Genomic DNA, 12,162 nt, shown 5'->3' with positions numbered 1-12,162 from the left:
GTATAATCTTATTATTGGTTTAACTTTCTTATTTGTCTTATGCCAACTGCTTTGCTGACATTCCTGCTGACAAATATGGAATCAGTAAATCGACGACAGATTTCACATCGACTTCCTTTTCAAACTTACTTTCTGCCAGCTCCGAAAGAGCTTGGCTTGAAGCCATCGTAAATACACAGGTTCCTAACGTGAAGTGCAGTCGCCAAAACAACTGTTCTTCACATAGTTCCGGGTTCGCTTTCATTATCGAGAAAGTGAAAAGGTTCAGTACCTCTTCGTATCTGGTGGTAATGAACCAGCGTAGATGACCTTGAACGTCTGTATAACCGCGGCCAATTAACAACATAAATAGCGCAGTACCATTTGGGCGTACATCATTTAATGTACGTAAAGGTAATCGCAATGACTCAAAGACATCGTCCATGTTGTAGCTATCGCGCGTGTTTAACTCAATTAATGAAGTCTTAATGCTCGGCATTAGTGCTTCTAAATACCTATCTAAAACCGCTCTAACCAGCGTTTTTTTATCGCCAAAGTGATAGTTTACCGATGCTAAGTTAACGTTAGCTTTACCTGTTATCGTTCTTAGCGAAGTATCATTAAAGCCATGTTCAGCAAAGAGTCCTTCTGCGACATCGAGTATTTTTTCTTTTGTTGATGTTCTCGGGGCCATTTTAATCACTCGTATTAAACAACTGTTTGAAAATATACTCCCGAAACTTAAGATTAACAAATGATTAACATCACACTTTAACCAATTGGTCTGACCAGACAGTAAAAGGTGTGATCTAATCTTTTGAAATTCAATCGAATACTCCAGTGAAGCTTGCCAGAAGAAAAAGATCAAATTTCTCAGTCCAGCGCAATTGAAACGCTAACAATAGCCTTGGCGGCTCGGAGTGAGCGACGAGAGTATGAAATACATCTTCGGTTCTAGGGGAGATAAAATGAGAAACACAGAAGTTAGTAACTTCGCCAAGTTGGTAATCCATCTCGATTTTTCTATTACTTTCGGATGTGTAAGAAGCTAGAAAGCATTAAGTAGAAATTTTTTGAAAAAAAATGGAACTGTTTGGAAAAGGCTCGGTCTGAATATACGTAACAGTTAGGGCATTTGAAGTTTCACTGGCCGTCAAACTTGTTTCCATCTAATTGTTACGTTGCTGCTTTTTTCTTATTAACTCCTATGTTTGTATCCGCCCAGTCAAATTTTAGGCTGGGCTTTTTTTCGCCTATAGATTTACCAAGCGCCTCTTTCGATGATTTGCCCCAACTCCATAAGCTAGACCTTAGTTGGTCACAAAAGTAACCACCCTGAAGTGGTTGATGTGCCAATCTGCAGACATAAAAAAGCCTCCCGAATGGGAGGCTTTACTAAACAGTGTGTATCTTACGCTTGCGCTTTCTTAGGCAAAGAAAAGTGCAGTAACGCGTAGCCAAGTAACGCGGCTGTCGTCGAGCCCATTAAGATACCTAGTCGAGCATAGGTATCAAACTCAGGGCTTACATTTCCAAACGCTAAAGAGGAAATGAATATAGACATTGTAAAACCGATACCACACAACACAGAGACCGCAAAGATATGCTTGAAGTTAATGCCTTCAGGTAACTTAGCTACACCCATTTTCACAGCTGCCCAACTAAAGGTGAAGATACCTAGAGGCTTACCAACCAGTAGCCCCAAAGCAATACCTAATGGCAGCATTGAAGTTAGGCCTGACATCGATACGCCTTCTAGCGAAATCCCCGCATTTGCAAATGCGAATAGAGGTAAGATACCAAATGCCACGTATGGATGAAGTGCGTGCTCCATGTGCTTAAGTGGGGAATGTTCGCCCTGTTTACCCTTAAGAGGAATAGCAAAGCCGATCACTACGCCTGCAAGTGTTGCGTGAACACCAGATTTAAGTACCGCAAACCATAAGATCGCGCCGACTATCATGTATGGCGTCAGTTTCGTTACTTCCTTCGCATTCAACATGAACAGGACACCAGTCATGATGAAGCCAACAAGCAGCGCCATGCTAGAAAGATCACCTGTGTAAAACAGTGCAATAATAACAACCACGCCTAAATCGTCGATGATAGCGAGAGCTAACAAAAACACTTTAAGGCTTACTGGTACGCGCTTACCTAGTAGCGCCATGATACCTAGAGCAAATGCAATATCCGTCGCAGCTGGAATGGCCCAGCCAGAAACCGCCTCTGGGTCGTTAGCATTAAACGCAACGTAAATAAGAGCAGGGGCTAACATACCACCAACCGCTGCAATCGCAGGGAAAATTGCGGTTTCTTTTGATTTTAGCGCTCCTTCAAGTAGCTCTCGCTTCACTTCAAGGCCAATAAGTAAGAAGAAAACAGCCATTAGGCCGTCATTAATCCAGTGAGAAACTGACATACCGAATACATAAGTATGCAGTACAGATTGATAAGTTTCGCCCAGCGGTGAGTTAGCAATGGTCATCGCAATTGCCGCTGCAATTACGAGAAGAATACCACCTGCTGATTCCATTTTGAAAAAGTCACGAATGACATCGTTCATGGTTTCGTCCTTATATTTATTATCTTAATAAACGATTAACAAAGAGTGATAAGAGTGTATAGCTGTCGAAAACTTTAGAATAATCGCTTCTTCAGAGTATAAACTTCGGTTTTTTCGATGTTAAGTTTACTATACATCGTATTTTCCAACATGACACTCAATTTTGATCGGAGATCGTATTTGTACTTGTCGCACCAAATATTTATCAAGATGATGAGAAAATCAGCATAACACGGCTTGTACCATCATGATAACCCCGTACTTTTGAGAAAAAGCTAGGAAGCTTCGCGCACTAAAAAACCACCCGTAGGGGGTGGTTTTCTTCACAACTCAATAGCCTGTCAGCTGCATAAAGCCCCAAGCCTCATTGGAGCCGGAAGCTAAAGTAGGCCCTTCCCAGTAAGGTATTACAAAGGGTAGCCACATATCTGACTTGATAATGCGGGTAGTCAAATTAATTTGATGCTTCGGAATATTGATAATCCATTGCAAAGGTAACCTTTTTCCATTGGATAAACTGGTCACTTGCATTGGTTTAATACTGATATCATCGTCTGAGAGGTTGATGACTTTACCTGAGCGTGTCGACAACGTGCCAAACACGTGCGGTGTTTGCCCATGGTGACGATAACGGCTAACAGTTAATGCTCGACCATCATCTAAATTGAAAACAAACCAATCCCAGCCTTGTTGCCCCTCACCAATTAAGCCGCTGCCCCATTCTTTTTGCGCCCATGCAGAACCCGTCACTGAGAATCGCTTACCATTTAAGCTTAAGCTGCCTTTTACTTTTAAAAATGGAGCACTGAAGCTGAAAGAAGCAACAGATTGCAACGCATGTTTAACTTGGAAACCTTTGTCTCCATTCACCACAAAGGGGCCGCTTGTCATGGTATTGAGCTCAAGCCCAAACGTATCAGTATTCACATTCAAGTTGCCCGGGAAAGGCGTCGCACCGAGTGATCGCCAAGTCCAATTATCAATCCATAACCTGAAAGGACGATTGATCATACCAGCTTGGCCTATCCCGCCTCTAGCTACCCGTTGCTCTTTCCATACATGCGAACCATGACTGACGACAACATGTGAAATGTACAATTGAGGGTTCTGCCAACCGCTGGTTTCTCGCTCGTCCGTCGCAACCCTGAAATAGCTCCATTGAACATTGTAGATCTTGCCTTGCTCATCTTTTAATTTCGCAAAGTAGTGCCACCATTCATGCTGATACTCGGGATGAAAGCGAAAGTCTGAGGGTAAAGAGACATGCTCATTAGGTAGTACAGGCTCGAAAATCGTTTGATTTTCACGCGTTAAGATAGAATCAAGTTCGCTTTCTCGTATTGCTGTCGCCTCTAACCAAAAAGTTGAGTAAAAAGCAGCCCCAGTCAGAAACGCGAACGTAACAACAATGAGCGTTGAAACCAACAAGCGTTTTTTAGAGCCCATTTTTTTCATTACAACGCGTCCCTTAATGACTTCATCGGTGTACTTTTGATCATTCTAATAACTGGCAATGCGCCAGCAACCATAATGGCAAGCATCGCCCAAGCAATGGTTTGAGCATACTCCCATGGAATCGTTTGAAGCTCTAGAGACCAGCCAAATGATTGCTTAATGATAATATCAACGATCAAATGTGCGAGCGCCAAGCCGAGCGGCACTGCAATAATCGCAGAAATGGCTCCGAAGACGAATAGCTGCAAACCACCTAATACGACAAGTTCTTTTCCGGACACACCCATGCACCTTAATAAGGAAAAATGCCGCTGCCGTGAAAGCTCTCCTGCCAACGTCGCAAAGAATAAACCAAACACGGCAATAATCAGCGTGATATTGCCCAAGGTTCCCGCTATCGCAAAGGTATGATCAAACACTCTCATTGCTTGGCTATAAATATTACCGTTATCAAACACACGATCTTGCGGGAGACGGAATACATTCTCTAAGCGATTTTTCAGCCCTTCTCCATTGACGTTATCTTTTAATACTACGCCAAGACCAACATTACCCGTACCTGCAAATGCATACAGCCAATTCCGGTGCGACATCATCACCTGGTTATATGGGTTTCCATAATCGTAGTAAACGCCTACGACTTGCCAATCACCACCAAGCGGTTCTTGCAAGTTAATGAAATCGCCAGGGCGGATATCCAACTTCAAGGCCATCGACTCACTGACCATTAAGCTCTTGGTAGCGTGCAGTTGATACCAGTAATTTGGGACACCTAACTTGACGGTAAGTGAGTCTAACTCACCTTCAGAAGAGCCCGTACTCACAACTTGCAGAGCACCATGCTCGGTCGGCATATCTTTTTCCCAGCGCCACCAAACCGAGTTCACCTCTGGCTGATTCTGGAGCCATGCGCTCATCCTAGCGGCTGAATTGTTGGTCGGATAGATGTACACATCAGCCGCTAATCGCTGATTTAGCCACTTATCGGTTGTATCTCGAAAGCTTCCGACCATTGTTTCTACACCAATGTTTGCCGCCAGCGCTAACATAAACGCCATCGTAGCCACACCGCGATAGCTCATGCTCGCTGCTGCATCAGCAAAAAACCAACGGACACGAACCCATCGCATGGTATAAGAAAAACTTTGGAACATATGCCACATAATAAATGGCATAAACAACGCCACACTAACCAACATCAGAGCAATAATAGCAAAGCCGGTTTCTTGTGTTTTCGGGGCCTGATATACCGCTATTGCAGCGACACAAAACGCACACGCCGCAAGCGCCTGCCAAGAGAACTCTCTTCCAGCAAATCGCATTAGCGACAGTCGAGAAGAAAGGCGGATTGGTTGTGACTTCAGCAAACGGATTAATGGCCACAGACACGATATCAACGCACCCATCGCTGCCATGATTAGGCTATATAAGCTAGATTGCCATGACCATCCTATGGTTAAACCTACGTTGGCATCATACAAATCACTCAGGCTCGAAGACACTGCTGGGATAAGTTCATTCGCTAAGATCAAGCCAAAAAAGTTACCACACGCCCACGCAATAAAGACGAGCAAAGACAACTCTAGCAATAAGGCTTGCGCTAACTGTGTTCCGTTAACACCAGTCTGTCTCAAAATACCGACCAAACGTTGTCGCTGAATGAAAGACAGAGACATCGCTTGATAAAAAATAAACAACCCAACCAAAAACGACAGCATTCCCATCGCGGTGAGATTCATATGGAATGCGTTAGTTAGCGACTCAAGCTCAGTACGCGTATTCCTAACAAGCGTCATTCCATTTGGCAGCATGTTTTTCAGTGCTATTAGCTTTTCCTCTGGCATTTCACCACAAGAAATCGCAGACAAACCTGAGCTCCGCTTGAGCATACGCAACAACGATATATCAGTAACCAGCCGAGTACCCGAAAGCATCTTGTCCTTATCTACTTGAATAGGCCCAAGACGGCTTCCGTCATTCATCTCAATGAAGTCCCCATCTTGCCAACCCATGTAAGCGGCCAAATCTTGACTAACGAGAATAGGATAAGGAGGCTTCATTAGTGATAAAACCGGCATCTCACCTAGCGATTTTCCTTGTTGTAGTGGGATCATCGCGACAGGATCTATCCCCACCAACATCAGGCTCATATCGGTCTTGGCATCTAGATGAAGCACGTCAAACGGTGCACATTGGTTAAACCCAGCTCGACGTAACTGAATATAGAAACCTTGAGGAATTTTATTGGCAGAGTGCTTCGTTCGGATTCGGTATGGCAAAGGATTAGAGAAAAGCTTTTCCCCAGTGGCATAACTTTGTTTTGCATGCTGGTTGATAGAAGTAACACCAACAAGGAGGGACACGCCTAAAGTTAATCCCAGCCAGACAAGAATAATTTGTAGAGGGTAACGACGGTAATGACCGAGTAGTGCCTTAACTACGGGCCATAACATGTAGCTGCCCTCCTTGAAGTCGAATCTTTCCTTCCATATGGGCGGCCACTTTTTCACTGTGCGTCACTAACAGCAAAGTACACTCCAGTTGGCGAGCGAGACTCGTTAGTAAGCGCATTACTGCTTCTGCGTTTCGCTCATCTAGGCTACCAGTTGGCTCATCAGCAAGCAGGATTTTGGGTTCCATATAGAGTGCACGAGCAATCGCCGCACGTTGTTGCTGACCACCAGACGCCTCTTCCGGATAACGTCCTAGCAATGGCATTAAGTCCAAAGCAGAAAGAATTTGACGCCACAACTCTTTATCTTCCGGCAGACCTTTTAACTGACGACAAAAACGAATATTGTCGGCAATATTAAGTGTAGGAAGCAGGTTGAATTGTTGGAAGATATTACCAATATTGTTGCGGCGATAAAGGGTTCTTAAATGCTCCGGTGCTTCATGCATAGCAAAATTTGGAAACTGCACTTCACCAGAGTCAGCAGTATCTAATCCGGCGATTAAATTCAGCAGAGTACTTTTACCCGAACCACTTTCCCCCATCAGAGCAACTTGGTCGCCTTGCTGCAATGTTAATTCTGCCCCTTGTAATACAGGGTGAAACTCTCCCCCGTCTACATAGCCTTTACATAGGTCTGACAGTTTTAACATTGATTATGCCGCTCGGATGGTGTTTAAAAATTGGGATCAGAATCTACACTAAAATCCTGTTAGTAGAAAGTATTTTGAATGCTTGATCACACTATGGAAGTACAAATGCAACTCGATTCACTTTCTGTTGCTAATTTTGTTGACGTTTTGAGCAGATTTTTGCAGCCAAAATAAACTCTGTTCCTCCTTACTGGCCAATCAGGTTTTTCATCCATTTTCGGCTAACCATTCTTGGCAAGCAAATCGCCCACTTCACAACTTCTTCCGTCAAAAAGAGTAAGTAAACCCATTGTGGGTCCCAATTGAGATAAATCGCTGCAAATGCTGCGAGTGGAATCCCGATCACCCACTGCGCCAAGATGTCTTGATACAAACAAAACTTAACATCACCGCCCGCACGTAATACACCAACAATCGCCATCATCGGCACCGAGCGTAGCACGACACCCAACGCAAGAATCACCATAAACTGTTCAGCTAGCTCGCGAGTGTCTGTTGTCAGTGCACTAAACGCATTAAGGATCCATTGATTTGACACTATCAACAAGACGGCGACCACAAATGCGATAAGCACATTCAAAATGACCGTAGCCCATGCTTGATAATAAACGGGTTCAAAATTACGAGCGCCGAGCTGGTTCCCGACTAGAACTGCAGCCGCATTCGATAAACCAATCATCATCGCCAATGCGATCGACTCAACAGGTGTCATTACGGAAAGTGCCGCCAAACCTTGTACACCTGCTTGCCCCATGATGGCGTGATAAGCAAACAGCCCACCAGCCCACGCCAAGAAGTTAAATGTGGTTGGCAAAGAGAGGCTCAAGAAACGCGTAATTTTATCTAAGACCAATCCTGCGCGTATATCATCCCAACCAAATGCGATTATGTGTTTTTTCAACCATAGATAACCAAACAAGCAACCTACTTCGATCGCGCCACTGATTACCGTTGCGATCGCTGCTCCCGTAATACCCAGAGCAGGAAAGCCTAATTGACCAAAAATTAAAACCCAGTTAAGAAACACATTAGATAAAATGCCTATACCACTAAAAAAAGTGCTTAGGCCTGGTTGGTGCATCGCCCTTAGGCCCACCGACATACTGGCCACACATGCAACAGCAAACATGCTAACCGACGAAATAATGAGATAGCTGGCCCCTAATTCAATCACTTCTTGTGAATCGGTAGTCAAGCTCATGATGAGTTGTGGAAAAACAACAAACAAAGCAACAGCAATCGCAGCAAACATCATTGCGATCATCCATGTCAAAGCGGTACTGCGACGCACCCCAACTTTATCGCCAGCCCCCCAATATTGAGCGGTTAACAACGCACCGCCCGTTGTCACCCCAACTAACATGATGGTGGTGACGAAAGTCGCGCGCGCAGCAACTCCAACAGCGGCAATTTCTGCTTCACCAAGCTGACCAAGCATAAGAACATCGACGAGGCTTCGGCTAGAAAACATCATGCTTTGCAGTGTAATTGGTAACGCGATTGCAAATAAACGACGTAAGAATGCTTTATCTGCGTGTATTGAGAGTTGAGAAAGAAAAGTCACAAGCGCTCCAACGACAACTTATTGATAGAATGGGGAAAGTGTCTCATGATTATACTCTGTGGTGTTTATTCCACCAACGATAAAAGGACAGATAATGAAAAAGGTGTTGGTGCTAGGCGCCTCGGGTTACATTGGCTCTCAACTTCTTCCGTTACTTTTAGATAAAGGTTACGCCGTCACAGCAGCGGCGCGACATATTGATTATTTAGAGTCAAGAACTCAGCCTCACCCTAATTTAACGTTAAGGTATCTCGACTTGGCTGACGCAGAGACCACGAAGGCTGTAGTGAACGATTTTGATTTAGTCTTTTTTCTCGTGCACGGGATGGCTCAAGGTGATGACTTTGTTGAGTACGAACTAAACCTTGCTTTGAACTTCAAATATGCGTTGGAACAAAGCTCCGTCGAGCATGTTGTATATTTGAGTGCCATTCAACCTCAAACCGGAAACTCTCGCCATTTAGCCGCTCGTAAAGCCACGGGAAAAATAATTCGACAGTCTGGTGTTCCAGTAACTGAATTGCGTGCTGGCGTTATCATCGGCCCCGGCTCTGCCGCTTTCGAAATCATGCGTGACTTTGTCTACAACTTACCTATTTTGATCGCGCCTAAATGGGTCGACTCAAAAGCGAACCCTATTGCCTTGCCCAATCTCAACCACTATTTGTTGAAGTTAGCAGAAGCTCCCTCTCCAGAAGAAAGTCAAATTTATGAAGTTGGTGGGCCAGATACACTTAGCTACCGCGAACAGTTCAAAGTCATTTGCCGAATCACGAACAAGCCGTATCGACTGTGGTCGACCCCGCTACTTACTCCGAAAATGGCATCGTACTGGCTAGGTTTAGTTACCTCAGTGCCAACTAGTATCGGTAAAGCATTACTTGCTGGCTTAGAGCACGACTACATTGCAAACTCCAAAGCGATTGAAGAACGATTTCCTCAAACGCTGATCAGCTACGAGCAAGCGGTAACTGATACCATTCAAGATGAAGGCACATTTGTACGCAGTAATGTCTGGGGGTTTGAACCCGCAGCGCTTCGTCGATGGCAACCAGGATATGGTTATTACCCAAAACAAGCTGGAGCGAGCATTAAAACTCATGCCTCCGCTGCGGCATTATGGAAAGTGGCGCAAAAGATCGGGAGTCGCGAAAAAGGCTATTACTTTGCCAACATCTTGTGGCGTACACGTGAATGGCTCGATATCTTTTTTGGTGGCGGAAAACCGATTCGCGTTTCTCCTCCTGGACCAGAGCTTAAAGTCGGTGATTTTATTGACTCTTGGAAAGTGATTCGCTGCGATAATAATCAGTTTCTTTCACTGTTTTTTGGTATGAAAGGCCCAGGCCTTGGGCGTTTAGAAATTACCATCAAAGATCTCGGTGACGAACGAGAGCTGGATATTACCGCCTGGTGGCACCCGCAAGGGTTTCTTGGGCTGCTTTATTGGTTTGCAATGATGCCAGCCCATCTTTTCATATTTAAAGGCATGGTCAAAGCCATCGCGAAAGAAGCAAACCGTTTAGAAAACAAAAAGCCCCAATAACAGGGGCTTCTAAACACTCAAAATGTCACTTTAGTCAGCTTTGAACGAGAGTGGAATTTCGGCTAACTGGTTGCCTTCGTTTGCTGGAAAAATAAGGTACTCGCCATGGTATTTCACCATCGATTTGTAGTCTGTTACCTTATGAACCATAAAGCCCGCTTGCGCTGCTTTCTCAACAAACTCAGCATGATTGCCACGCACAAACCAACTCATTGGCTTTACGAGCAACTCGCCATCAAAACAGCTTTCGCATTGGTCTGCACATAACGCTAAAGAGTTTTGACCTTCAGTGAAGATTTGTACTTTGCCGCACCCAATCAGTTGCTCAGATGTTGAGACTTCCCAGCCTGCTTGCTCCATCAAATCAAGAAAAGACTCAATATCTGAATCTTTGAACACTTTGGAGTCTTCACCTTCAGGGAAGAATTGCGCATAAAAAGAAGAAATACGTTTAAAGATAAACAACAAACCAGCATCGTTCCCCTTTGAGCGACCTGCTTTTTGCCAACGCGTTAAGTCATCGCCTACCGTACGTCCGAAACGTTGTGATTTTAGCGCCTTTGTTACCCAACGCACTAAATAATGGTTATTCGCAACAGGGGCATTGGCTAACTTACCTGAGCGATGCTCTTGATCTAACTCTTCAAGTGCTGAGTTAACCAAGTTTTGAATTTCTTTGGTGTAATTCGACATTACGCCTTTCTTCCTAAAGTCCAATAAAACAGTGCTGAAAGCACAGAACAAGCAAACATCACGATGATCATCGGCCAAGCAACATTCCCGGGCAGTGATGCCACCAGCGCACCAACCAATGAACCGATACCGAATCTTAATGTCCCCGCTAGAGACGACGCCGTACCCGCCATTGATGGGTAACCACTTAAAAGCAGCGCCATCGCGTTACTACCTATCGTCGACAATGTACCGATAAACAGCACAACAAAAGGCACAATGCCCCATAATCCGAAGTCCATTAACCAACTTACGAATAAACCAATCCCCGCCAAAAGTTGCACGAACAACCCAAAACGAAGCATGGCATGGGAACCCACTTTCTTCACCAAGCGACCATTAATACTGGTCATGATGATCATCGCCACAATGTTCAAACCAAATAGGTAACCAAAGTGGTCTGGTCGAACACCATATAAATCAATATAAACAAACGAACCCGCCGTCAAAAATGCAAACATTCCGGAAAATGAAAACGCACCTGAGAGCATCAAACCGATCGCTTCAGGATTGGAGCATAATCTGGCGTAGTTTCTCAGCGTCGTGCGGAAACGAAGAGGCTGACGATTTTCAGGCTGTAACGTTTCAGGGATTTTCCAAAGTACGAGAAAAATCACAACTACAGCGAAAATAGCTAGTACCCAAAAAATGGAACGCCAACCAAACCAAATCGCGAGATGGCCACCGATCATCGGTGCCACCAACGGCGCAATAGTAATGACCAGAGTAACGAAGGACATTGCGCGTGCAAAGTCTTCACGGTCAAACATGTCACGCACGACGGCTTGGATAATGACCGCCGCTGCCGCGCCAGCAAAACCTTGTGCCGTACGTACATAGGTCAGCGCATCAATGCCATTTGTTGTCGCACTCACAACAGCAGCCAAGCCGAAGAAAAGTACGCCTAAAATCAACACAGGTCTGCGACCAAAGCTATCGGCAAGCGGCCCGTGAATTAACTGGCCGATCGCAAAACCCGCGGTATAAGCCGTCAACGTAATCTGAACCGCGCCAGGCGCGACCCCCAAATCTTTCGCTATTGTCGGCATCGCAGGCAAATACATATCGATCGCCAAAGGCGTCAAAGCACCAATCGCTCCTAGTACCAGAAACAATAGAAAACTGATTTGGGATTGCGGAGCACTTTGAGCTTTTTCTGTCATTCTTTTACCTCTTGTTGGAGCCCTACCGTCAATACTTGCAGAACAAAGTGAAAAT

9 protein-coding genes are annotated in these 12,162 nt (G+C 44.8%); 1 reads left to right on the top strand and 8 read right to left on the bottom strand.

Features of this window, described 5'->3' with window-relative positions:
- Positions 1 to 37 precede the first annotated feature (37 nt).
- The 6 genes from N646_RS01285 to N646_RS01260 all read right to left on the bottom strand — a co-directional run bounded on the left by N646_RS01285 (position 38) and on the right by N646_RS01260 (position 8,666).
- The gene (locus N646_RS01285) at positions 38 to 673 is read right to left on the bottom strand and encodes a TetR/AcrR family transcriptional regulator (protein WP_005378033.1); all 636 of its coding nucleotides are present in this window, start codon (positions 671 to 673) and stop codon (positions 38 to 40) included.
- Positions 674 to 1,390: 717 nt separating this feature from the next.
- Entirely contained in the window at positions 1,391 to 2,542 is a 1,152-nt protein-coding gene (gene nhaA, locus N646_RS01280; protein ID WP_005378034.1) for a Na+/H+ antiporter NhaA, read from the bottom strand.
- A 330-nt stretch (positions 2,543 to 2,872) separates the two neighbouring features.
- Positions 2,873 to 3,997: a lipocalin-like domain-containing protein gene (locus N646_RS01275; RefSeq protein ID WP_017820844.1), complete on the bottom strand. Its 1,125-nt coding sequence runs from the start codon at positions 3,995 to 3,997 to the stop codon at positions 2,873 to 2,875.
- Positions 3,997 to 6,450 carry an ABC transporter permease gene (locus N646_RS01270; protein ID WP_017820845.1) on the bottom strand — a complete coding sequence of 818 codons (2,454 nt, stop codon included), beginning with the start codon at positions 6,448 to 6,450 and terminating at the stop codon, positions 3,997 to 3,999. Before N646_RS01270 ends, N646_RS01275 begins: the two co-directional genes overlap by 1 nt.
- On the bottom strand, positions 6,431 to 7,102 hold the full coding sequence (locus tag N646_RS01265) for an ABC transporter ATP-binding protein (protein ID WP_005378040.1): 672 nt from the start codon (positions 7,100 to 7,102) through the stop codon (positions 6,431 to 6,433). Before N646_RS01265 ends, N646_RS01270 begins: the two co-directional genes overlap by 20 nt.
- Positions 7,103 to 7,289: 187 nt before the next feature.
- Positions 7,290 to 8,666, bottom strand: coding sequence for an MATE family efflux transporter (locus tag N646_RS01260; protein ID WP_017820846.1), 1,377 nt, complete (start codon positions 8,664 to 8,666; stop codon positions 7,290 to 7,292).
- Between the two features lie 94 nt (positions 8,667 to 8,760).
- Between N646_RS01260 and N646_RS01255 the strand changes: the two genes are divergently transcribed.
- A complete protein-coding gene (locus N646_RS01255) occupies positions 8,761 to 10,212 on the top strand; it encodes a DUF2867 domain-containing protein (protein WP_017634881.1) in 1,452 nt (483 codons plus the stop codon).
- 30 nt (positions 10,213 to 10,242) lie between these two features.
- Here N646_RS01255 and N646_RS01250 read toward each other — a convergent pair whose 3' ends face one another.
- Both N646_RS01250 and N646_RS01245 read right to left on the bottom strand, forming a co-directional pair.
- Positions 10,243 to 10,905 carry a DUF2913 family protein gene (locus N646_RS01250; RefSeq protein WP_017820847.1) on the bottom strand — a complete coding sequence of 221 codons (663 nt, stop codon included), beginning with the start codon at positions 10,903 to 10,905 and terminating at the stop codon, positions 10,243 to 10,245.
- Positions 10,905 to 12,107: a Bcr/CflA family multidrug efflux MFS transporter gene (locus tag N646_RS01245; protein ID WP_017820848.1), complete on the bottom strand. Its 1,203-nt coding sequence runs from the start codon at positions 12,105 to 12,107 to the stop codon at positions 10,905 to 10,907. Before N646_RS01245 ends, N646_RS01250 begins: the two co-directional genes overlap by 1 nt.
- Positions 12,108 to 12,162 lie beyond the last annotated feature (55 nt).

Origin of the sequence: Vibrio alginolyticus NBRC 15630 = ATCC 17749, assembly GCF_000354175.2 — a bacterium.
GTDB lineage: Bacteria > Pseudomonadota > Gammaproteobacteria > Enterobacterales > Vibrionaceae > Vibrio > Vibrio alginolyticus.
The sequence above is the reverse complement of the archived record's forward strand: the minus strand, read 5'-3'. Positions and strand labels throughout refer to the sequence as shown.

Bases quoted from the DNA above. Each gene is read 5' to 3' on its own strand.
- N646_RS01285 (WP_005378033.1), bottom strand. From the start codon at position 673: ATGGCCCCGAGAACATCAACAAAAGAAAAAATACTCGATGTCGCAGAA.
- N646_RS01265 (WP_005378040.1), bottom strand. From the start codon at position 7,102: ATGTTAAAACTGTCAGACCTATGTAAAGGCTATGTAGACGGGGGAGAG.
- N646_RS01250 (WP_017820847.1), bottom strand. From the start codon at position 10,905: ATGTCGAATTACACCAAAGAAATTCAAAACTTGGTTAACTCAGCACTT.
- N646_RS01245 (WP_017820848.1), bottom strand. From the start codon at position 12,107: ATGACAGAAAAAGCTCAAAGTGCTCCGCAATCCCAAATCAGTTTTCTA.
- N646_RS01255 (WP_017634881.1), top strand. From the start codon at position 8,761: ATGAAAAAGGTGTTGGTGCTAGGCGCCTCGGGTTACATTGGCTCTCAA.
- N646_RS01270 (WP_017820845.1), bottom strand. From the start codon at position 6,450: ATGTTATGGCCCGTAGTTAAGGCACTACTCGGTCATTACCGTCGTTAC.
- N646_RS01275 (WP_017820844.1), bottom strand. From the start codon at position 3,997: ATGAAAAAAATGGGCTCTAAAAAACGCTTGTTGGTTTCAACGCTCATT.
- nhaA (WP_005378034.1), bottom strand. From the start codon at position 2,542: ATGAACGATGTCATTCGTGACTTTTTCAAAATGGAATCAGCAGGTGGT.